Here is a 20,110-nt window from a genome sequence, read left to right on the forward strand (position 1 = left end):
AGACGAAAGCGCCGGACGGCCTGGCCGTCCGGCGCTTGTCGGTCCGGTGCGGTCACTCCTGGCAGGCGGCGGACTCGATCTTCGCGCTCTTGACGATGTTGCAGGCGAAGGTGTGGTCGACTTTCCATTCGCCGCCCTCGGAGACGAACTGGATGAACGCGCTGTCGACCGGGGTGCCGTCGATGGTGACTTTGGCGTCGGCCTTCAGCCTTCCGTCCTTCGGATCACCCACACTGATGACCTCGACCTTGACGTTCTGCTTCTTCGCCGCCTCGACCAGGTTGGCGACCAGGTAGGGATCCTGCTCGGCGGCCTGGATCCAGCTGATCTTCTCCTTGTTCGGGACGTTCGGATCGAATGCCTTCTGCAACCGCTCGTTCAGCTGCTGCACCGAGGGTTTGGCCAATGCGGGCGAGGGCGGGGTGGTCGGCGCGGAGCCGGCCTCCTTGTCGCCGTTGTCCGAGCCGCCCTGTAGCTCGCCCGGTGCGTTGCTCGCGTTCGCGCCGGCGCTCGGTGACGACGTCTCCTCGCCGGCGGCGCAGGCGGTCAGCGAGCAGGCCGCAGCGGTGAGAACGACGGCCACGGCGGTCCGGAAAGTGTGGTGTTTCACGATGTTTCCTCTGGCTCGAATCCCGGACATCAGCCGTGGTTGGATGTGCAATTCCAGTGCACGATGTAGGCGTCGGAATCGTTGTGGGACAGGGCGCGGCTCTGCGCCGCGCGACGCGATGCGGCGTACCCCCAGCTCCACGTGCCGGTGTCGGCGGAGTACGCCACGGCGCCGCAGCCATTGGCGAACCAGACCACCGAGCTGCAGTCGCTTGCGCCACAGGAACTGACGGCGCGTCGCTGGGCGGCGGCGGAATCCGGGTAGTCGTAGGAATAGCCGATCGACCCGGTGGAGGTAGACAACGCGATAGCGCCGTAGTTGCTGGTACGGGCGTATGCCGCAGGTGAGTGGACGCTCGAGATGATGCCTGCCGCCGCCAGCACGACCAGACAGGTAGCAAATTTCTGCACGGAGGATGTGCCCTTCTGTCATGTGGTCCACGACCCGATGGACCGACTGACAAAGGTACCTAGCCGACACTCATTGCGCTAGCGGGAGATTCTGGGGCTGGACAGCCGATTTTTCACTGGGAGAGGGCATGTCGCTACCACTGCTCGCATCCCGCGGGCCGGTCGACTACCCGCCTCGCGCGTTTAGGATTCCTGACCTTCGTCGTGTGCATCCTTCATGAATCATCGTGCGGGTCAACGCACTACTCGCCGATTGTCGTTCGGGCCGGCCGCAGATCGACGACGCTGATCCCCGCGCGCGTCTTGCGCCGCGGTAGATCTATCCGCGTTGTGGGTCTCGTGGTAGCGGCACTGGATGTGGTGACGTCGCTGCGGCGAGGTACCACTCGACAGGACGCTGCACTCGACAGAAGGCTCGCGGTGGGTATGTTCAGGGCATGAGCATGGCGCAGCGGGAACGGCGAGAGCTCGTCGAAGCGATGCGTGCCGCAGGGCCGGAAGCGCCGACCCTCTGCGACACGTGGACGGTGCGGGATCTTGCCGCACACTTGGTGGTTCGGGAGCGGCGGCCGGATGCCGCGCCGGGAATCATGCTCGCGCCGTTCGCGGGCTATCTCGACCGGGTGCAGAAGAAAGCGGCGACCAAGTCTTTTCCGGCGCTGCTCGAGCAGGTGCGCACTGGTCCGCCGTGGTGGTCGCCGCTGCGTCCGGTGGACGCGCTGGCCAATCTGGCGGAGATGTTCGTCCACCACGAGGATGTGCGCCGTGCCGTGCCGGGCTGGCAGCCGCGCGAGTTGACCGCCGCGGACCAGGACAAGTTGTGGTCGTTGGTCCGCAGGATGGCCTCGATGTCCTATCGCAAGGCGCCGGTCTCGGTTGTCCTCGCGACCCCGGACGGCAGGCAGGTGACGGTGCGATCCGCCTCGGGTGCGGTGGTGACGCTCACTGGTACGCCGTCGGAGTTGCTGCTTCACGCGTTCGGGCGGGACGAGGTCCGGCTGACGACCACGGGCGATGCCGAGGCGGTAGCCCAGGTGCTCGGTCTGGACCGGTCGGTTTGATCGCTGGCTCCGATGCGTGGTCGGCTCGCGCTCGCGCATCGCGGAACCGGCGATACCAGTGTTGCGGATGGTCCGGATGAGGCGTTTGCGGCTAGCCTGGGTCCATGGCAGGTAAGTCCCGCAGCACCACGACGACTCGGGCGCGGGCGGGATCGGCGCGGGGGAGGACCACCACGACACGATCTCGCGCGGCCACTCCCAGGGCGACCGCCACTCCGCGTGCGCGCGCCAGGCCGGCGCGGCGCCCGGTGCGTCGGACATCGAACACCGCTCCGCTGGCGGTGCTCGGGCGCGGCATCGGCAGCGGCTGGACGATGCTTGCCCGGGGCGTCGGCGCCACCACTCGGACATTGAGCCGGGCCGGAGAGATCGAACACGGACATCGCCGCGACGGCATCGCGCTCGCCCTGATCGCGCTCAGCAGCGTGATCGCGGCGGCGGTGTGGCTGTCGGCGGGCGGCCCGATCGGGCACTGGGTCGAAGACGTCATCCGGGCGGTGTCCGGGTCGGCCTCGGCCGTGCTGCCGTTCGTGGCGTCCGGGATCGCGGTCGTATTGATGCGCACCGAACCTCGCCCGGAGATCCGGCCGCGGCTGGTCCTCGGTGGGCTGCTGCTCGGCCTGCCGATGCTCGGTCTGTGGCACATCGTGGCCGGTGCGCCCGCCGATGCGCGCGGGCGTTCCCACGCAGCCGGTTTCGTTGGTCTGGTCATGGGCGGGCCGCTCACCAACGGTCTCACCGCCTGGTTGTCGATCCCGATTCTTTTGCTGGCCATCGCCTTCGGTGTGCTGTTGGTGACCGGAACGACGGTGCGTGAGGTCCCCGACAAACTGCGCCGGTATCTCGGCGCCATGAGCGGTGGCGAATACGGCGAGTACGACGGCGACTACGGGGAATACGATCCGGCCAACTACGACGCCGACGGCTTCCCCTTGCACCGCGCGGCCGCGAAGCGCCGTGGCCGCACGCCCGCCGAGAACTACCCTGCCGACGAGTTCGGCGATCCGGACGCGGTCACCGAGACGCTCGGGGAACCGCCACTGCGAGATGCCAAGCCCATCGCGGTGGAGGAGCCCGCGGACAAGCCCAAGAAGCAGCGTCCGGCCAAGGCGGTCCAGGATCAGACTCCGCCGCCGAAACAGCTCGAGTTCGTCACCGACCGTGTGGTGGAGGGCGATTACACGCTGCCGCCGCTGTCGCTGTTGACCGACGGCGATCCGCCCAAGAAGCGCAGCGCGGCCAATGAATCGATGATCGAGGCGATCACCGAGGTGCTGGTGCAGTTCAAGATCGACGCCGCGGTGACCGGCTTCGTTCGAGGCCCGACCGTCACGCGCTACGAGGTGGAACTCGGGCCGGGCGTGAAGGTCGAGAAGATCACCGCGTTGGCCCGCAACATCGCCTATGCGGTCGCGACGGAGAATGTCCGGCTGCTCGCGCCGATCCCGGGCAAATCGGCGGTCGGCATCGAGGTGCCGAACGCCGACCGTGAGCTGGTCCGCCTCGCCGACGTGCTGAAGGCGCCGTCCACCCGCAACGACCATCATCCGCTGGTGATCGGTCTCGGCAAGAACATCGAGGGCGAGTTCGTCGCGGCGAACCTGGCCAAGATGCCGCATCTTCTGGTTGCCGGCTCCACCGGGTCGGGTAAGTCGAGTTTCGTGAACTCGATGCTGGTCTCGCTGCTCGGCCGCGCGACACCGGACGAGGTCAGGATGATCCTGATCGACCCGAAGATGGTGGAACTCACCCCGTACGAGGGTATCCCGCACCTGATCACGCCCATCATCACCCAGCCGAAGAAAGCCGCGGCCGCGTTGGCCTGGCTGGTGGAAGAGATGGAGCAGCGCTATCAGGACATGCAGGCGAACAAGGTGCGCCATATCGACGACTTCAACAAGAAGGTGAAGTCGGGTGCGATCACCGCGCCGCTGGGCAGCGAGCGGGTGTATCGGCCTTACCCGTACATCCTGGCCATAGTCGACGAGCTGGCCGATCTGATGATGACCGCCCCGCGCGACGTGGAAGACGCCATCGTTCGGATCACCCAGAAGGCCCGTGCCGCGGGCATTCACCTCGTGCTGGCCACTCAGCGTCCGTCGGTGGACGTGGTCACCGGTTTGATCAAGACCAATGTGCCGTCCCGATTGGCCTTCGCCACCTCGTCGCTGACCGATTCGCGGGTCATCCTCGACCAGCCCGGCGCCGAGAAGCTGATCGGCATGGGGGACGGGTTGTTCCTGCCGATGGGCGCGGGCAAGCCGACCCGTCTGCAGGGTGCGTTCATCAGCGATGAGGAAATCCACGGTGTCGTCGACTTCGCCAAGAATCAAGCCGAACCCGACTACCAAGAGGGTGTGACGGCCGCCAAGGCGGGCGAGAAGAAGGACGTCGACCCTGATATCGGCGACGACCTCGACGTTTTCGTTCAGGCGGTGGAACTTGTCGTCACCTCGCAGTTCGGGTCGACGTCGATGCTGCAGCGCAAGTTGCGGGTCGGCTTCGCCAAGGCCGGGCGGTTGATGGATCTGATGGAGACTCGCGGCGTCGTGGGCCCGAGCGAAGGGTCCAAGGCGCGGGACGTGCTGGTGAAACCTGACGAGCTGGAAGGGCTGCTGTGGTCGATCCGCGGTGGCGGGGGCGAGGAAGCGGCCGAGCCGCGGGACTGATCCGCCGCGGCTGGTCGAAACCGAAGCGGGAAGTCTCAGTCGTCGTGCCGGCCGGAGTTCTTGCGGCCGACGCCACCACAGATCACCATCCGGGTCGCCGGCAGGTCGTCACCGAGCCATTGCTGTACCGGTACCACGCCGGGGTCGATTATTTCGAAGCCGTCCAAGAACGAAGTCATCTGTGCCGGTGAACGATAGACGACCTGGGCCGAGGTGCTGGCGGTGTCCGCCGACGACCGCTCGATGAGCTGCGGATCGCTGGTGTCGGAGCCGTGCGTAAAAGCGAGGTAACTCTCCGGCGCCATCGCGTCGCGGAATCGGGCGAGCAGCTCGGCCGGGTGTTCGTCGTCCATCACGAAGTGCAGCACGCCGACGAGCAGTACCGCGACCGGTTCGTCGAAGTCGATCAGCGCCTCGGTCCGGAGTCGGTCGAGCACGTCATCCGGACGGCGAACGTCGGCCGACATGGCGGTCACGCCCTGCCAACGGGCCAGCAGCGCGTCGCAGTGCGCGTACACGACCGGGTCATAGTCGACGTACACCACGCGGGCCGAAGTATCGAACTCGCGGGCCACCTCGTGCACGTTGGGCGAGGTCGGGATTCCGGCACCGAGATCGATGAACTGCCGGACGCCTGCTTTCGCGGCCAACCGAACCGCGTTCACCAGGAACTGGCGACTGAACCAGGCCAAGGTCCTGGTGTCCGGCGCAATGGAAAGCATCCGTTGGGCTACTGCGCGGTCTACTTCGTAGTTGTCTTTGCCGCCCAGAAGATAGTCGTACACACGAGCGGAATTCGGCCGGCCCGGGTCGACGCCTATGGGTGCTCGCTCCATACCCGACACGGTACTCCCTGATACATCCCCATCCGGATCGGAATGACCGCTGCTACCGGCTGATCGGAGACCTCGCGGTGAAACGGACATCAGCATCGGCTCCACCCGGTGTGGTCCAACGTCATGGCTCGGCACGATTATTCGAAAGATGCTGGTCTGCAGTGGATTAGCCGAACGCTGAGGTTCGGGCACGGCTCCGGGTCATCTATCCAGCACTTGCTGGGCGGCGTGCTTCGCGGGAGCGGTTGTCTTCGTTCCGGGCGCAGTCTGGAACGGAGACAGAGGTGTTCGTCCCGGCTGCGCAGAAGCGCGGTTTCACTCGTCCGATGACACTGCCGCAGCGAGCGCATCGGCTCGCGCCATGAGTACGTCGGCCACCGGACGGGGACGGCGGCCGAGACCGCATGCGCTGGCGACCCCATCGACCGACCGGCCGAGCGCCTCCTCGAGCAGACGCAGCGTCTGCAATTGCTGTGCCTCGGTCGGACTGTCGTGCACCAACCCCGCGTAGAAGTCGGTGCCCTCGCCCAAAGCCAGTTCTTCGAGGGGTGCGTAGAAGTCGGCGTTCGTCGACGGCGGCATATCTCCCGCCGCGAACGGGCCGTGTAGGTATTCCAGGGTGCGGCCCGGCGGCCACTGTCGGACGATGGAATTGGCCAGATCCACCAGTGGCCGAGCATCACGCAATGTGGCCCGGGCTTTGTTGCGCAGGCTGCCGAGGCAAAGATGCACGCCGACACGCGTTCCCGCCGGGGCTGACGAAGCCAACGTGGCGATTCCCTTGCCCAAGCCGAACGCTGCATCCACGAGCCGATGAAACGGCTGGGTCTTGGCCATGAGTATCAGTTCCGCGGTGGCTTCGAGCTGCAGCACGACATCGTCTCCGGCCACGTCGCGGATGGCCGTCATCTCGTGCGCAGTCGCCTCGGCGAAGGCCTTGCGGTAGGTTCGTGCACCGGAAACACCCATGGCGATGAACGACAGTGTGAAATCGGTCGGCATGCCGATCTGGAGTGCGAGATCAGGCAACTCACGTTCGCGTCGCAGGCGTTCGAATATCGGCAGCGCCTCCTCGGTCTCGCGCAGGTACCCGAGATCCATCATGGCGCCGGTCAGCTCGGCGCCCCGGGGGACGCGATGGATGGTCCGGTCTCTACTCGATCGCCAGCCACCAAGTCTCTTCACTTCCAAGACGCCCTGCGACACCAAGTCCGCGAGGATGGGCTGGATATAGAACTCGTAGCGACGAGTCTCGCCGGTGGGCAACGTACGCAGGCGCGGTCCCGCACGATCCAGCATCGCGCGCATGGCGATGCTCGTGCTCTCGGCCGGAAAACTTCCCACGAAGTGCACGGCTCGCGCGTCCATGCCATGGCTGGAACCCATGTCCCCACGCTCCTCATCTCACCGACTTCGGCCGGGGCGTGCGCCGTCCCGATGCGACAGCGGTGTCAGCAGCCGGGCGCTCCCCCTGCAGCTTTACTATGCGACAGCCGCTGATCGTTGTGTGAGGTATCGGAGATCGTAGGACGAAGGTTTCACGGTTTCGCCACCCTCCGCTCGCGGTTCGAGGCTTTGTGAGACAGGCGAATTCCACCGACGAACGGCGGTGCGTCGAAGTGGTGGTGACGCGACGTCCGGGCGGACCGCGCTCCGAAATACCGAATCCCACTGCCCGAGATCGCTCCAGCGGCTCGGGTCGCCGTGACGGTCCCGAGCGGTTTTGTGTGTCGGCAGGCCGAAATGCACTGACGTTGATTAGTTTACGAGATCCGTTGCGCGGGAGATGGTTACGGCGGTCGGTATTGCACGTCGAGCGGCGCGCGCTATAGCCTGCATGACTGATGGCTGAACAAGAGCGGGCTCGTCACCCATGGACTTCGGTACGGGCGATTGTCGCGTGTGTCACCGCGACACTGCTGTGCCTCACACCTGGCGTGTCCCATGCCGACGACGCGTCGCTGCCGGATCACTGTGCGGCGGTTTCCTTTCCGGTACCCAACGGGGTGATGGGCGCGACTTTGTGCCTTCCGGTCGCAGGTCCGACCGACCGGGTCATGGTGCTACTTCCTGGCTCCAACTACAACCACACGTACTGGGATTTTCCCTACGTGCCGCAGACATACAACTTTCGCCGCGCCATGAACGCCGCAGGCTATGCGACATTGGTGGTCGATCGGCTCGGAATCGGTGCCAGCAGCCGCCCGCCGAGCATGCTGGTGACGGCGACCGGCTCCGCTCAGGCTCTGCACGAGATCGTCCAGGCCCTACGCCGGGGACTGGCAGGCGCCCAGCCATTCGCCAAGGTCATCATCGGTGGCCATTCGCTCAGTTCTGGCATCGACGTGTTGGAGGCGAGCACCTATCACGATGTCGATGGCGTTTTTGCTGACCGGGTTCTCCCACGCCCTGAACGTTCCCGAGGTCCTCGGCGTGATGGCCACCTACCAGCAAGCCATCCAGGACCCTCGATTCGCCGGGAAGGGATACGATCCGGGCTATCTAGTGACGCGGCCCGGAACTCGCGCCCACGATTTCCATGCGCCCGATGACGCCGACCTCGACGTCATCGCGGTGGACGAGTCGACCAAGGACGTCTTCGCTCCGACGGAGTATCCCGATGGTCTGACCTCCACCATCCCGCCCATGACGAACCTCGTCACGGCCCCGGTCCTCGTTGTCAACGGCAGTCTGGACCGTTTGTCCTGCGGCCCCGGCTACACGGTATGCGCGAACGCCGAGACCCTTTATGTCACGGAGGCACCGTTTTTCGGTCCGGCCGCGCGGTTGCGCACCTTCGTGTTGGCCGGTAGCGGGCACGAGGTCAATCTCGCGCGAAATACCGCCGAGTATCAGGCGGCCGTCGTGGAGTGGGCCGAGTCGATCCGCGAATGACCGGCGAACGCCTGTGCATCAGTCGGTGTTATCGACCGGTCGTCCTCCGCTATGGGGTGGGGTACGGTCTCGGCCACGGTAGCGACGAGCTGGCGTCGCGCGTCGCCGGGTGCCCTGTCGGCCTTCGCGGCGGGCCGCTGCTGCCGGATGCGTGGTGATCCGGGTGGATCGGTGTCGGTATCGACGCGCCGATCGTCGGGTGACCGCACGCGGAATTATGCTAGCTATCACTCCGCTATCGATCCGATGGACAAATCGGGCATTATGGACGCCATGGGATTCGCTGCCGATCGGCGCACAGCATGCAGGTAACCGCACTCGAATGGGTGATCACCATCGCGGTGATCCTCGGCTTGTTCGTCTTCGACTTCTTTGCCCACGTGCGTACGCCGCACGAGCCGACGTTCCGCGAATCCGGATTCTGGTCCGCGGTCTACATCACGTTGGCACTGGCCTTCGGCGGTGTCGTGGCCTGGCGGTGGGGATCGACGTTCGCGGGGGAGTACTACGCGGGTTTCGTCACCGAGAAGGCGCTGTCGGTGGACAACCTGTTCGTTTTCCTGATCATCATGTCCACCTTCGCGGTGCCACGGATCTATCAGCAGAAGGCATTGCTGATCGGTATCGTGATCGCCCTGCTGATGCGCGGCGTGTTCATCGCCGTCGGAGCGGCGGCTATCAGTGCGTTCAGCTGGGTGTTCTACCTGTTCGGGCTGTTTCTCGTCTATACCGCCGTCACACTGATCCGGGAGAGCGGCCACGAGGTCGAGCAGGAGCAGAAACGCGACAGTCGCGTCGTCGCGTTGACCAAGCGGATGCTGCCGACCACCGACGAGTACGACGGCGACAAGCTGGTCACCAGGATCGACGGACGCCGCGCGGTGACGCCGCTGCTGCTGGCATTGCTGGCCATCGGATTCGCCGACCTGCTCTTCGCGCTGGACTCCATCCCGGCCATCTACGGCCTCACCGAGCAGCCGTATCTCGTGTTCACCGCGAACGCCTTCGCGCTGATGGGTTTGCGACAGCTGTACTTCCTGATCGGTGGGTTGCTCGATCGGCTGGTCTACCTGTCCTACGGGTTGGCGGCCATTCTCGCGTTCATCGGCGTGAAGCTGGTGCTGCACGCGCTGCACGAGAACACACTGCCGTTCATCAACGGCGGGCAGCAAGTCGCTGTCCCGGAGATCTCTACGCCGATGTCGCTGGGCGTCATCCTCGGTGTCCTGGTCGTCGCGACGGTCGCGAGCCTGATCCGAACCGGCGCAACGGTACGCAGCAAGGTCGACGAATAGCCGCACGGCGAGCATCGGGCCGGTGCCACCCCGCCCGATGCTCGCCGCGGTGGGCCACCTTGGTTGGACAGACGCCTTCGCGCGCTCGTTTCTGCGCTGCCCGGACCTCCGGGCCAATCCGCAGGTTCGGATACGGGCGGGCGTGTGACACCGCGATCCCGAAGTAGACGACTACCGATCAGGATGTGAACGTGCCCACTACGGGAAGCCATTCGATCGCGCGAACATCGTCGACCAACTTCTCCCGCACGAATGGATCCTGCGTGAGCAGGTCTCGCACGGTCGACGCGTCGTCCGACTGGAAGATCAGCAGCGCGCCCGAACCATCCGGGTACGGCCCGCTGCTCAAGACGACGCCGGACTCGACCAAGTCGGACAGCCAGGCGCGATGCGCGGGGCGATGGGTGTCGCGATCTGCGACGAAGCGGTCGGAATAGACGTAGTGGACGGCGAAGATCGGCACCGGTGGATCGCTTTCTGTGGGTGGGGGCTCAGAGCGTGAGCAGCATTCTCGTATTACCGAGGGTGTTGGGTTTCACAAAGCTCAGATCGAGGAATTCGGCGACACCGGTGTCATAGGACCGGCACATTTCCGCGTAGACCTCGGCGGTGACAGGGGTGCCGTCGATCTCGACGAACCCGTGCCTGCCGAAGAACTCCACTTCGAAGGTCAGCACGAACAGCCGCTGCAGCGCCAGGTCACGCGCGACTGTGACCAGCTGCCGCACGATGAGGTTGCCCACACCGGTGCCCTTCACGTCGGGGTGGACCGCGACCGTGCGCACCTCGCCGAGATCGGCCCACAGCACGTGCAGCGCGCCGCAGCCGACGAGTCGGCCGTCCAGTTCGGCCACCCAGAACTCCTGCACCGCCTCATAGAGGGTGACCAGGTTCTTCTCCAGCAGGATTCGCCCCGCGTACACGTCGATCAGGAGCTTGATCTCGGGCACGTCGGAGGTGCGCGCGCGTCGGACAACCGGGAGCGAGGTCTGCGCGGCAGGGGCCGCGACCGGGTGCGCTTCGCTGGTCGAACCACCTAGTGGTCCCCGAGAGGTCATGGGGTGCACAGTAGTCGGCCCGGCTACCGATAGTCTGAACGTGTGCCGCACATCCACTCGTTCCGCTCACCGCATCGCGCCGGGCAGCGCTACGGGATGACGGGGCGGCCATGAACCCGCTGATCGTGGGCAAGGCGGGAGCATGAGCGTGCAACCAGACGAAATGGACCGTCCGTGGAGCGTGCCGAGTCCGATGCGACCCGGGTTCGCCCAGGCCGAGACCACGGTGCCGTTGATGAACATCGCGAATATCCTCACCATGCTGCGGATCGCGATCGTGCCGCTGTTCGTCGTCGCCCTGTTCGTCGGCGACGGCCACGAGACCGGCTGGCGGATCTGCGCCGCCGCGCTGTTCGGCCTCGCGGCGATCACCGATCGATTCGACGGGCAACTGGCGCGCAAATACGGTTTGGTCACCGATTTCGGGAAGCTCGCCGACCCCATCGCGGACAAGGCGCTGATCGGTTCGGCGGTGATCGGGCTGTCCGTGCTCGGCGATCTGGCCTGGTGGATCACGCTCGTCATCTGCGGCCGGGAAATCGGCGTGACTCTTCTGCGGCTCGCGGTGGTGCGGCGCGGCGTGATTCCCGCCGGACGCGGTGGCAAGCTCAAGACGCTCGTGCAGTCGCTGGCCATCGCGGTGCTGCTGTTGCCGTTGTCGGGCGGATTCGCCGCTGCCGGCATGGCGTCGATGTACCTCGCGGTCGCGCTGACCGTGCTGACCGGGTTGGATTACGTCGGCCAGGCTGCCAGGGTCTGGTTCGCGGGTGGGCCAGGCCGGGCCCGCGGCGCATGACCGATCCGCTCACCGCGGACGTGCCCGTCGCCGATCTGGTGCGGGCGCTGGTGGCTACGCGGCAGACCGTGGCCACCGCGGAATCGCTCACCGCCGGCCTGCTCGCGGCGACCATCGCCGGAGTGCCCGGCGCCAGCGCCGTGCTGCGGGGCGGGTTGGTGGTCTACGCCACCGACCTCAAACACAGTCTCGCGGGCGTCGGTGCCGAGGTGCTCGCGGCGGAAGGCCCGGTCGCGGCCAGCACCGCGGAGCAGCTGGCGGTAGGCGCGCGCATGAGGTGTCGCGCGGACTGGGGCGTGTCGCTGACCGGCGTCGCCGGGCCGGATTCGCAGAACGGATATGCGGTGGGCACTGTCTTTCTGGGCATCGCGGGTCCAGGCCACACCGAAGTGATGCGGTTGAAACTCTTCGGCGACCGGTGGACGATCAGAGTGGGCGCGACACACACCGCCGTGCGCGAATTGCTGCGATGTGTGCGAGACCCGGAGGAAGGTGTGCGGAGGAGCGACTGATTTGCCCTGGTGGGAACCAATCGCCCCGCACCCGACGTTGTGCGAGAAAGAACGGCATGCGTGGGGACACGGCGTACTGCGTCGGCCCGGCGACCGGGAGCGAAGGAGAACGAGATGACGCTGCTGCGAGAGGCAATCGGGGACAGTCTGCGGCGTGCGCGTCTCGCCCAGAGCCGCACCCTGCGCGAGGTGTCCACCTCGGCGCGCGTGAGCCTGGGGTACCTGTCCGAAGTCGAGCGCGGTCGTAAGGAAGCCTCGAGTGAGCTGCTCGCCGCGATCTGCGCGGCGCTGGACGTGCCGCTGTCGCGGGTGTTGTCGGACGTGAGCACGGTCATGGCGGACGTCGATGGTCTGCCCGCCCGCTCGTCCACCACCGCGGCGGCCGGATCCGCTCCCGCCGAGCGGGAGCAGGCCGCGGAAACAGCTACGCCCGCCGAACCCGCACTCGCCCCCGCGAGCGCCACCATGTCGGTGGCCGGTGCCGCCCGACCGCTGCCGCTGGCCCAGGACACCAGGATCGTCATTCCCGCTCCGAAATCGGACATCCTGGTACTGGTGAAGGGCGTGTGACGCAGAACCGCGCACGGCCGCCGCGGCAAGGCTGCGGATCGACGTCGAATGCGGATAGATTCTCCCTAGGCGTCGGTTGGGCCGGGTTCTCCCGGCCCTGGTGCCAGATGGTGGAGGATAGGCAGATATCGAGTGCGTGACGGTCGCGCACTGGAGTCGCGCCCGAGCGCGGCATGTCAGATGGAGGCGGGATCAATCGATGGCTAATCCGTTCGTCAAGGCCTGGAAGTACATGATGGCCCTCTTCGACGCCAAGATCGAAGAGCATGCGGATCCGAAGGTGCAGATTCAGCAGGCTATCGAGGAAGCCCAGCGTCAGCATCAGGCCCTTTCACAGCAGGCCGCGTCGGTGATCGGCAACCAGCGGCAGCTCGAGATGAAGCTGAACCGGCAGCTCGACGAGGTCGAGAAGCTCAACGCCAACGCACGGCAGGCTGTGCTGTTGGCCGACCAGGCCGCGGCGGCGGCCGACACCGAAAAGGCGATCCAGTACACGAATGCCGCCGAGGCATTCGCCGCACAGCTGGTCACCGCCGAGCAGTCGGTCGAGGATTTGAAGGTCCTGCACGACCAGTCGCTGCAAGCGGCTGCCCAGGCCAAGAAAGCCGTCGAGCAGAACGCGATGTTGCTGCAGCAGAAGGTGGCCGAACGCACCAAGCTGCTCAGCCAGTTGGAACAAGCGAAGATGCAGGAGCAGGTCTCCGCGTCACTGCAGCAGATGGATTCGACGCTGTCTGCGCCGGGCAGCACCCCCAGTCTGGACGCGGTGCGCGAGAAGATCGAGCGCCGCTACGCCACGGCACTCGGCGCCGCCGAACTCGCCCAGAACACGGTGCAGGGCCGGATGCTCGAGGTCCAGCAAGCCAGCATCCAGATGGCCGGACACAGCAAGCTGGAGCAGATCCGCGCCTCGATGCGTGGTGAGCAATTGCCCTCCGGTGGCGCCGCCCAACCCGCGATCAAGCCGGCACAGAACCAGGCCGATCCGGCGCAGCCGCAGATGAACAAGGGCCACGCCGCGCAGCAGTAGGCAGCGGTCGACCATTCGGCGAGGATCTGTCGGTGGCGGTTGGTTCACTGAACGGCAATACGCGGGTACCCGATCGGCCGGCCGTCGGCCGGTCGGGCACCCGCCGGTCCGGTTCGCGCTACCGGTGGGAGAATAAGGTATGAGCGGCAGTGTATTTCGCGACCAGCGGGCCGAAGCGCGCCGCCTCCGGCGGTCGGTGATCGTCCGGGCGCAGGCGGTTCTCGCACCGCAGCCGGGCAGCCTGCCCGACAACATTCGAGAGGTCGGCGAGAGCGCGCTGGTCGCGGTCCGTCGGTGGGCCGATCCGCGGGAGCGGGAGTTGCGTCGTCGTCGCCGGGCCCGCCGCCGTAGTGTGCAGCTCGGCACCGTGTCCGGTCTCACGACCGCGGGAACCGTTGGGCTCGTAGTCATCTCGGCACCCGTGTGGGCGGTCGCCATGGTCGGCGGTGGCGCGGTCGCTTTGGTCACCGGCGCGGCGTTGAGTATCCGTCGCTATCTGCGTCTGCGTGACACCCCGCTGCCGCAGCAGGCATTCGTCCCACGTAAACAGCCACCATTGTGGTCGCGCGCCCGACCATCGATCGCGCGGTTGGTGCGCGCGGAGAAGGCGTTGCACGGGCTCGGTACGCAGATCGGCCGCTCGAACCGATTGCCTGCGGACGAGCTGGCCGACCTGCTCGACACCGCGGCTTCGGGATCGGCTGCCCTGCACGCTCTGGCCGCCGACATCAGTGCGATGGAACAAGCGCTCGATGCGATGGGACCGTCGAACTCGCCGGCGGCGGTGGCGCTGACAGAGAATCTGCGATCGATCCTCGGCAGACTCGATGGCGGGGTCGCCGAGTACGAACAGGTGGTCGCCGCGGCGGGGCGGATTCTCGCGGTCCCCGAAAACACGCTGTTGCGGCATAATTTCGACACCATCGTCGCGGATCTCCGGAATGCTTCCGATCGGCTGGACGGGTGGGCGCAGGCGCTCATCGAGGTCGCGGATCGATCGGCGCCCGCGGCGCCGAGGCCGCCGATCTGATCGGTTCGGTTCAGTGCGATCGGTCGCGGTGGCGCAGCTCCTCGGCCCTGGCACGCAATGCCGCGCCTACCAGTTCGCGTCCCTCGGCCATGAGGTCGAGCATTTCCCAGGATGTCTTGCGTGCGGCCGAACCGACGATTCCCGCGATCGCGGAGCCGTGCCGCCGTGCCGCTGCCGCGAGTTCCTGCGCCAGCTCGTTCGTATGTTCCATCACGTTCCAACCGTAAGCGGAGATTCAGTGCATGACTGTGTGCTGAATGGGGGTCTCGCCTCGATCGATCATCTCTTCCTAGTTGCCGCTCACCGTTGCTCTGCGCTCGAGATCAGAGTACAGCCGTGCACTGAATGGCGTGCGGTGCACCGACTCTGCTGCCGGACCTTCATCGGCGCAAGCCATCGCGCACTGAGTGGAGGCCGTGTCGTGCGACTGACAGGGGGTCCGGTCGATCGGTAGGCTGCGGCCATGCGGCGTCGGCTGATTCGCGGATCGGAGAGCGGCCCACTGTCTGGTGTCGCCGGCGGGGTCGATCGCTGGTTGGTCGGCCGCAGCGCGCGCGTTCGCCCGACTCCGGCCGACCGGCTGCTCAAGGGGCTGAGCACAGCGGCAGACAAGAATCGCCTGTGGCTCGCGCTCGGCGCGGTGTTGTTCGCCGCGGGAGATCGCTCGACCAGGCGTGGCGCGGTCCGTGGCCTGCTCGCGCTGAGTGTCGCCAGCGGCGTGGCCAATGGAATCGCCAAGCCGCTGTTTCCGCGCCGCCGCCCACCCGACGAATCCGTGCCCTTCGTTCGCCGGCTGGTCGCGCCGCCGGTATCGTCGTCGTTCCCGTCGGGGCATTCGGCTTCGGCCGCCGCATTCGCCGTAGGACTGGCGCTGGAGTCGCCCGCGGCGGGAGCGTTGGTAGCGCCGGTCGCCGTCTCGGTCGGCTATTCGCGGGTGCACATCGGCGTGCACTGGCCCTCGGACGTGATCGCGGGCGCGGTGCTCGGTGGCGCGGTCGCACTCGTCACACGCCGGTGGTGGGCGGTGCGGGCCGACCGACCCGCCATGCTCGGACCGACGGAATGGATCGACCCGATTCCGGGCGGCGCGGGAGTGCTGCTGATCGGTAACCCGCAGTCGGGAGCCGGCGAGGGCGCCGACACGCTCTCGCCGCTGCGTAGTCGGCTTCCCGCGGTGGAGGTACTCGACATCGACGGTGTCGACGATATCGACGCGCGGGTCGACGAAAGACTACGTCGCGGAGACATTGTCGCGCTCGCCGTGGTCGGTGGCGACGGAACGGTATCCACCGTCGCGGAATACGCGGTGCGCCATCGGTTGCCGCTCGCGGTCTTCGCGGGTGGCACGTTGAATCATTTCGCCAGGGACGTCGGGGTGGACGAGGTCGGTCACACCCTCGCCGCGCTGGCGGCGGGCGAAGCCGCACGCGTCGATGTGGCCGAGGTGAGAATCGACGACGCGGACCGGCGTGTCTTCGTCAACACCGCCAGCCTCGGTGGTTACCCCGATTTCGTGCGGATCCGGGAACGGTGGGAGCGGCGCATCGGAAAATGGCCCGCGGCAGGGATTGCGATGGTGCGCGTGTTGTTCCGTGCCCAACCGATGCGCGTCACCATCGATGACACCCGCACCGCACTCTGGATGCTGTTCGTCGGGAACGGCACCTACCACCCCACCGACCAGATCCCGATGTCGCGCACCGAACTGCACGGCGGCACCCTCGACGTCCGCTATCTGCGCGCCGATGTCCCGTTGTCACGGTTGCGGCTGATCTGCGCGACCTTCGCCGGCATGTTGGGGCACTCGCCCACCTACGTGCACCGGCGTCTCGACCGGCTCGACGTGCGGATAGCCCACGCGCCGGTCTCGCTGGCGACCGACGGCGAAGTGGACCATCGTGGCTCGGTATTCCGTTTCGACAGCCGACCCGCGAGGCTGACCCTGATCAAGAGCTCGGACAACGAGCAGGCCTCGGCGGATCGCGCGACATCCCGGAATCGCGGAGCAGGGGAGGCGGGCGGATAGCCCACCTGTTGCGGTGCTGTAAGTGTGCTGGTCGCCGCGATCGAGATTCCGTCAGCCTCGCCCTGCTGTAGGAAGTGCGGTCTTGTCCCTGATCAGCCGCTCTAGGTGGAGGCGATTCATGTTTGACCGCCTCCTTGCCGGGTAGTTGCCACCGTGTAGCTGATCGGCCTGGCCTGCTCGGCCGGGGATATTCACTACTGGGCAGGAGCACCTCATGTTCGATGTTTCCTACCGAAAATGTCAGATCGACCAGGACACGCAGTGGCTGGATATCAGCCGCTACCTCACGTGTGACCTCGCCGAGGACCCGGTGCGGCAGGCCCGAAAGGCACGACGCCTCGCCGCCGGGCTCGACGTGACCGATCAATCGACAAGCGACTGAAGCACTCTCGGCGCACGCGGTGAATGCCGTGTGCTGTCGGCCTGCGCACCGCATCGAACGAACCGCGGAGGAACCATGACTGAAATGCTGGATACGCTCATCGGTAGCGCCGTCTACGACCCCGACGGCGACAAGATCGGCAAGGTCAAGCGGGTCTACATCGATAATGATTCGGGATCACCCACCTGGGTCGCGGTGTCCACCGGCCTGTTGCGCGAGGATTCGCTGGTCCCGTTGGCAGGCGCACGGCACCGTCGGGACGTGGGAGCGCTCCAGGTGCAGGTGGAGAAGGCGGCGGTGAAATCCGCGCCGCACCTGGAGCGCGACGGGCTGATCAGTCCGGAGGCCGAGCAACAGCTGTTCGACCACTACAAGATCGACCCGGATCGGCCCGGGTGGTATGCCGACGAGCAGCAGCCGCACCAGGCCGCCGACCAGCACCCGGATACCGACATGATGCGCTCGCAGGCGCGCCTCGAGTTCGGCGCCGAACAGGAGACCATCGGCTCCGCGCGGATGCGCGACCACATGGTGTCCGAGGACGAGACCGTCCCGGTCCTTATCGCACCCGAGCACGTGCGCAATGAGCGCGCGCCTATCGCCGACCGGGCCGGTATCGCACCGTCCGGGGAGCACGGGGCCGACCGGACGCCGCACGAGGACCGGATGCGAGTGGACAGGGAATCGGTGCCGGTCGAGCGGGTCCGTTTCGCTGTCGACGAGGCAGCAGACAACCGCACCATTCCGGACACGGTGCGCACCCAGCACATCGGTATCGACGAGCCCGAGCACAGCCGCACCATTCCCGACGCGGTGCGCACCCAGCGCATCGGTATCGACGGGGTCGAGGATCCCGACCGTCCACCGCGCTGATCGGGCCCCGGATCGCGGACTCGGTGCCGATGGGTGCGCGTCGCCGACGCGCACCCATCGGTGTTCGCGGCTCGGATCCCGCTTACACGAGGCGCCAGTCCGATCCGGTCGCTGTCGTTTCCACTGGACGGATCGGCCGCGGCGCGGGTGCCGAGCAGACGGGGTAGCGTCTTTTTCCGCAAAGCGGATTCGAGGGTGTCATGGGTGAGCAGAATCGACAGTGGGTGCTGACGCACCGACCGGTGGGAAACAAGTACGCGGACGCGGTCGAACTGGTGTCCATGCAGACACCGGATCTTGCCGAGGGCGATGTCCTCATCCGCAATATCTACTTCTCCCTCGACGCCGGTACCCGCATGTGGATGGGTCCCCGGGAGGACTCCTACTCACCGCCGACACCGCTCGGCTCCCCGATCATCAGCACCGTGCTCGGCTCGGTAGTCGCTTCGCGACACCCTGATTTTCAGAGCGGTGACCTGGTTCGCGCCTATGGTCAGTGGGCCGACTTCTCGATCTCCCGTCCCGACGAGGTCTACGTCGAGCGAGTCAGTCGTCGGCTGGATGATCTGCGCCAGCATCTCGGCGTTTTCGGCGCCAACGGATGGACCGCCTACCTGGGCGTCCTGGAGTACGGCGCCGCCAGGCCCGGTGAGACCTTCGTCGTCTCGGCGGCCTCCGGAGTAACCGGAGCCCTCGCCGGGCAGATCGCGAAACAGCACGGCTGCCGCGTGGTCGGTATCACCGGATCGCCGCGGAAAAGCGCGTGGCTGACCGAGGAACTCGGGTTCGACGCGGCCATCGACCGGAACGCGGTCGACCTCGAGCAGGCTCTGCGCGAGACCTGCCCGGAGGGTGTCGACGTGTACTTCGACAACGTCGGCGGCGCGGTGCTCGACAGCGTGCTGGCGAACATGTCTCTGTTCGGCAGGGTCGCCGTCTGTGGGCTGCTGGTCCACTACGACCAGAACGAGCCGTTGCCAGGCCCCGCCCGCTTCGATCAAATCCTGATGAAGCGCCTAACCATGACCGGGTTCTTCTCACCCGACTTCTATCACCGCGGCCCGGATCTCAACCGCCGGATGCGACCCTGGTACGAGCAGGGCAAGCTACAGATGGCGTTCGACGTGACGCCGGGATTGGAGAACACGCTCGACGCGTATTCGACGCTGTTCACCGGAGGAAAGATCGGGAAGGCACTGGTCCAGGTGGGCGACCTGGACGCGACCAGCGGGTTGTCCTGATCGAATTCGGCGCCGGTCGCGTACGCGAATTCGGTGTCGGCCGAGAATCGGCAACGGTGGCCGGAGGGCTGTGATCGACGAATGGTGCTGATCGGGCCGACTCGGCAATGGTCAGCACGGTCGATCGCGGGGCGGCCCGATTCAGGTGGCGTACAGACCGATCACCGGCTTCCTCGAGGGGTGGAGCGTAGCGAGCAGAGTGCGCATTACGTCATCGGTGACTGCGACGCACCCCGCGGTTGCTCGACCGACTGCGACGTGGACGAAGAAGGCCGAGCCTCGCTTCGGCACGGCAGGGAAGCGGTTGTAGTCGATGACCAGGGCGTAGTTGTATTGCGGATCGGTTCTTCCGAGGTTCTCGGCGAGACCGGTGTCGAACGGGCAGTCCGGCTCGGTGCACCGGAATTTCTGGTTGTACAGCGGACTTTCCGGATCCGACACCCACCACCACGTGTTCGACGGGTCGACCGACAGGTAGGGAAGCGTCGCACCGACGTCGGGCAACCGGCCGAAGCCTTCGGTCACCGTGAATGTGCCCTCCGGTGTGAAGGCGGCGCCTTCCTCGGCTTGTGTCGAAATCCCTTCCGCACCGACCCATGCCGGTGCCGTGAACGTGCGCACCCAGTGCCGGATCCGGTTTCGCTGCCATAGCTCCAGCGTCCCGTGGTCGGCGCCGGTCGGCGCGGTCACCCAGATGACCTGAGTGCCCGCTATGGCGTCCGGATCGAACGGCGGTGGGGCGCCGGCGATCTCGGGTAGCAGCGCGAAACAGAGTAGGGCGCCGACTGCCGCGACAGTCGCCAGGACCATGGTGAT

General features: G+C 66.4%; 22 protein-coding genes. 14 read left to right on the plus strand and 8 right to left on the minus strand.

Annotated features, from left to right (window positions below; translation table 11 throughout):
* Window positions 1-52: 52 nt before the first annotated feature.
* Window positions 53-610 (minus strand): hypothetical protein, encoded by a 558-nt coding sequence (locus AB0B25_RS19985; RefSeq protein ID WP_357181394.1) that lies wholly within the window; start codon window positions 608-610, stop codon window positions 53-55.
* 29 nt (window positions 611-639) lie between these two features.
* Window positions 640-1,020, minus strand: a complete 381-nt coding sequence (locus AB0B25_RS19990; RefSeq protein WP_357181396.1) for a DUF4189 domain-containing protein — start codon at window positions 1,018-1,020, stop codon at window positions 640-642.
* A gap of 437 nt (window positions 1,021-1,457) precedes the next feature.
* Between AB0B25_RS19990 and AB0B25_RS19995 the strand changes: the two genes are divergently transcribed.
* Together AB0B25_RS19995 and AB0B25_RS20000 are read left to right on the plus strand one after the other, a co-directional pair.
* Entirely contained in the window at window positions 1,458-2,081 is a 624-nt protein-coding gene (locus AB0B25_RS19995) for a TIGR03085 family metal-binding protein (RefSeq protein ID WP_357181400.1), read from the plus strand.
* Between the two features lie 104 nt (window positions 2,082-2,185).
* Window positions 2,186-4,750, plus strand: coding sequence for a DNA translocase FtsK (locus AB0B25_RS20000; RefSeq protein ID WP_357181403.1), 2,565 nt, complete (start codon window positions 2,186-2,188; stop codon window positions 4,748-4,750).
* A gap of 35 nt (window positions 4,751-4,785) precedes the next feature.
* On the opposite strand, the gene AB0B25_RS20005 is transcribed toward AB0B25_RS20000, so the two are convergent.
* Together AB0B25_RS20005 and AB0B25_RS20010 are read right to left on the minus strand one after the other, a co-directional pair.
* The gene (locus AB0B25_RS20005) at window positions 4,786-5,586 is read right to left on the minus strand and encodes an SAM-dependent methyltransferase (protein ID WP_357181406.1); all 801 of its coding nucleotides are present in this window, start codon (window positions 5,584-5,586) and stop codon (window positions 4,786-4,788) included.
* A 315-nt stretch (window positions 5,587-5,901) separates the two neighbouring features.
* Window positions 5,902-6,972 (minus strand): hypothetical protein, encoded by a 1,071-nt coding sequence (locus AB0B25_RS20010; RefSeq protein ID WP_357181409.1) that lies wholly within the window; start codon window positions 6,970-6,972, stop codon window positions 5,902-5,904.
* A gap of 671 nt (window positions 6,973-7,643) precedes the next feature.
* Between AB0B25_RS20010 and AB0B25_RS20015 the strand changes: the two genes are divergently transcribed.
* From AB0B25_RS20015 to AB0B25_RS20025, 3 genes are all read left to right on the plus strand, one after another.
* A complete protein-coding gene (locus AB0B25_RS20015; protein WP_357181525.1) occupies window positions 7,644-8,138 on the plus strand; it encodes an alpha/beta fold hydrolase in 495 nt (164 codons plus the stop codon).
* Window positions 8,092-8,481, plus strand: coding sequence for a hypothetical protein (locus AB0B25_RS20020; protein ID WP_357181411.1), 390 nt, complete (start codon window positions 8,092-8,094; stop codon window positions 8,479-8,481). The genes AB0B25_RS20015 and AB0B25_RS20020 overlap by 47 nt, the downstream gene beginning before the upstream one ends.
* A 302-nt stretch (window positions 8,482-8,783) precedes the next feature.
* Window positions 8,784-9,776: a TerC family protein gene (locus AB0B25_RS20025; protein WP_357181413.1), complete on the plus strand. Its 993-nt coding sequence runs from the start codon at window positions 8,784-8,786 to the stop codon at window positions 9,774-9,776.
* Window positions 9,777-9,954: 178 nt separating this feature from the next.
* Here AB0B25_RS20025 and AB0B25_RS20030 read toward each other — a convergent pair whose 3' ends face one another.
* Together AB0B25_RS20030 and AB0B25_RS20035 are read right to left on the minus strand one after the other, a co-directional pair.
* Window positions 9,955-10,239: a YciI family protein gene (locus AB0B25_RS20030; RefSeq protein WP_357181415.1), complete on the minus strand. Its 285-nt coding sequence runs from the start codon at window positions 10,237-10,239 to the stop codon at window positions 9,955-9,957.
* 28 nt (window positions 10,240-10,267) lie between these two features.
* Window positions 10,268-10,834 carry an amino-acid N-acetyltransferase gene (locus AB0B25_RS20035; RefSeq protein ID WP_357181418.1) on the minus strand — a complete coding sequence of 189 codons (567 nt, stop codon included), beginning with the start codon at window positions 10,832-10,834 and terminating at the stop codon, window positions 10,268-10,270.
* A gap of 193 nt (window positions 10,835-11,027) precedes the next feature.
* Here AB0B25_RS20035 and pgsA point away from each other — a divergent pair, with 193 nt between their 5' ends.
* The 5 genes from pgsA to AB0B25_RS20060 all read left to right on the plus strand — a co-directional run bounded on the left by pgsA (window position 11,028) and on the right by AB0B25_RS20060 (window position 14,772).
* Entirely contained in the window at window positions 11,028-11,630 is a 603-nt protein-coding gene (gene pgsA, locus AB0B25_RS20040; RefSeq protein ID WP_357181528.1) for a CDP-diacylglycerol--glycerol-3-phosphate 3-phosphatidyltransferase, read from the plus strand.
* Complete coding sequence (locus AB0B25_RS20045) at window positions 11,627-12,142, plus strand: CinA family protein (protein WP_357181421.1); 516 nt, start codon at window positions 11,627-11,629, stop codon at window positions 12,140-12,142. The genes pgsA and AB0B25_RS20045 overlap by 4 nt, the downstream gene beginning before the upstream one ends.
* A 114-nt stretch (window positions 12,143-12,256) precedes the next feature.
* Window positions 12,257-12,712, plus strand: coding sequence for a helix-turn-helix transcriptional regulator (locus AB0B25_RS20050; protein ID WP_357181424.1), 456 nt, complete (start codon window positions 12,257-12,259; stop codon window positions 12,710-12,712).
* 199 nt (window positions 12,713-12,911) lie between these two features.
* Window positions 12,912-13,742 (plus strand): phage shock protein PspA, encoded by an 831-nt coding sequence (gene pspA, locus AB0B25_RS20055; protein WP_357181531.1) that lies wholly within the window; start codon window positions 12,912-12,914, stop codon window positions 13,740-13,742.
* Between the two features lie 139 nt (window positions 13,743-13,881).
* The gene (locus AB0B25_RS20060) at window positions 13,882-14,772 is read left to right on the plus strand and encodes a hypothetical protein (RefSeq protein ID WP_357181427.1); all 891 of its coding nucleotides are present in this window, start codon (window positions 13,882-13,884) and stop codon (window positions 14,770-14,772) included.
* Window positions 14,773-14,782: 10 nt separating this feature from the next.
* On the opposite strand, the gene AB0B25_RS20065 is transcribed toward AB0B25_RS20060, so the two are convergent.
* Window positions 14,783-14,986 (minus strand): hypothetical protein, encoded by a 204-nt coding sequence (locus AB0B25_RS20065; RefSeq protein ID WP_357181430.1) that lies wholly within the window; start codon window positions 14,984-14,986, stop codon window positions 14,783-14,785.
* Between the two features lie 249 nt (window positions 14,987-15,235).
* On the opposite strand from AB0B25_RS20065, the gene AB0B25_RS20070 reads away from it, so the two are divergent.
* The 4 genes from AB0B25_RS20070 to AB0B25_RS20085 all read left to right on the plus strand — a co-directional run bounded on the left by AB0B25_RS20070 (window position 15,236) and on the right by AB0B25_RS20085 (window position 19,294).
* On the plus strand, window positions 15,236-16,798 hold the full coding sequence (locus AB0B25_RS20070) for a phosphatase PAP2 family protein (RefSeq protein WP_357181433.1): 1,563 nt from the start codon (window positions 15,236-15,238) through the stop codon (window positions 16,796-16,798).
* A 214-nt stretch (window positions 16,799-17,012) separates the two neighbouring features.
* Window positions 17,013-17,180 carry a hypothetical protein gene (locus tag AB0B25_RS20075; RefSeq protein WP_357181436.1) on the plus strand — a complete coding sequence of 56 codons (168 nt, stop codon included), beginning with the start codon at window positions 17,013-17,015 and terminating at the stop codon, window positions 17,178-17,180.
* A 75-nt stretch (window positions 17,181-17,255) separates the two neighbouring features.
* Window positions 17,256-18,053, plus strand: a complete 798-nt coding sequence (locus tag AB0B25_RS20080; protein ID WP_357181439.1) for a DUF2382 domain-containing protein — start codon at window positions 17,256-17,258, stop codon at window positions 18,051-18,053.
* Between the two features lie 200 nt (window positions 18,054-18,253).
* On the plus strand, window positions 18,254-19,294 hold the full coding sequence (locus tag AB0B25_RS20085) for an NADP-dependent oxidoreductase (protein ID WP_357181442.1): 1,041 nt from the start codon (window positions 18,254-18,256) through the stop codon (window positions 19,292-19,294).
* A gap of 141 nt (window positions 19,295-19,435) precedes the next feature.
* Here AB0B25_RS20085 and AB0B25_RS20090 read toward each other — a convergent pair whose 3' ends face one another.
* Window positions 19,436-20,104 carry a L,D-transpeptidase family protein gene (locus tag AB0B25_RS20090; protein ID WP_357181445.1) on the minus strand — a complete coding sequence of 223 codons (669 nt, stop codon included), beginning with the start codon at window positions 20,102-20,104 and terminating at the stop codon, window positions 19,436-19,438.
* Window positions 20,105-20,110 lie beyond the last annotated feature (6 nt).

It is taken from the genome of Nocardia sp. NPDC049190 (assembly GCF_040648115.1).
Lineage (GTDB): Bacteria > Actinomycetota > Actinomycetes > Mycobacteriales > Mycobacteriaceae > Nocardia.

Coding starts and splice junctions, on each gene's coding strand:
- pspA (WP_357181531.1), top strand. CDS start 12,912: ATGGCTAATCCGTTCGTCAAGGCCTGGAAGTACATGATGGCCCTCTTC.
- AB0B25_RS20010 (WP_357181409.1), bottom strand. CDS start 6,972: ATGGGTTCCAGCCATGGCATGGACGCGCGAGCCGTGCACTTCGTGGGA.
- pgsA (WP_357181528.1), top strand. CDS start 11,028: ATGCGACCCGGGTTCGCCCAGGCCGAGACCACGGTGCCGTTGATGAAC.
- AB0B25_RS20005 (WP_357181406.1), bottom strand. CDS start 5,586: ATGGAGCGAGCACCCATAGGCGTCGACCCGGGCCGGCCGAATTCCGCT.
- AB0B25_RS20025 (WP_357181413.1), top strand. CDS start 8,784: ATGCAGGTAACCGCACTCGAATGGGTGATCACCATCGCGGTGATCCTC.
- AB0B25_RS20000 (WP_357181403.1), top strand. CDS start 2,186: ATGGCAGGTAAGTCCCGCAGCACCACGACGACTCGGGCGCGGGCGGGA.
- AB0B25_RS20070 (WP_357181433.1), top strand. CDS start 15,236: ATGCGGCGTCGGCTGATTCGCGGATCGGAGAGCGGCCCACTGTCTGGT.
- AB0B25_RS20080 (WP_357181439.1), top strand. CDS start 17,256: ATGACTGAAATGCTGGATACGCTCATCGGTAGCGCCGTCTACGACCCC.
- AB0B25_RS20050 (WP_357181424.1), top strand. CDS start 12,257: ATGACGCTGCTGCGAGAGGCAATCGGGGACAGTCTGCGGCGTGCGCGT.
- AB0B25_RS20090 (WP_357181445.1), bottom strand. CDS start 20,104: ATGGTCCTGGCGACTGTCGCGGCAGTCGGCGCCCTACTCTGTTTCGCG.
- AB0B25_RS20085 (WP_357181442.1), top strand. CDS start 18,254: ATGGGTGAGCAGAATCGACAGTGGGTGCTGACGCACCGACCGGTGGGA.
- AB0B25_RS20015 (WP_357181525.1), top strand. CDS start 7,644: ATGGTGCTACTTCCTGGCTCCAACTACAACCACACGTACTGGGATTTT.
- AB0B25_RS19995 (WP_357181400.1), top strand. CDS start 1,458: ATGAGCATGGCGCAGCGGGAACGGCGAGAGCTCGTCGAAGCGATGCGT.
- AB0B25_RS20035 (WP_357181418.1), bottom strand. CDS start 10,834: ATGACCTCTCGGGGACCACTAGGTGGTTCGACCAGCGAAGCGCACCCG.
- AB0B25_RS20060 (WP_357181427.1), top strand. CDS start 13,882: ATGAGCGGCAGTGTATTTCGCGACCAGCGGGCCGAAGCGCGCCGCCTC.
- AB0B25_RS20045 (WP_357181421.1), top strand. CDS start 11,627: ATGACCGATCCGCTCACCGCGGACGTGCCCGTCGCCGATCTGGTGCGG.
- AB0B25_RS20075 (WP_357181436.1), top strand. CDS start 17,013: ATGTTCGATGTTTCCTACCGAAAATGTCAGATCGACCAGGACACGCAG.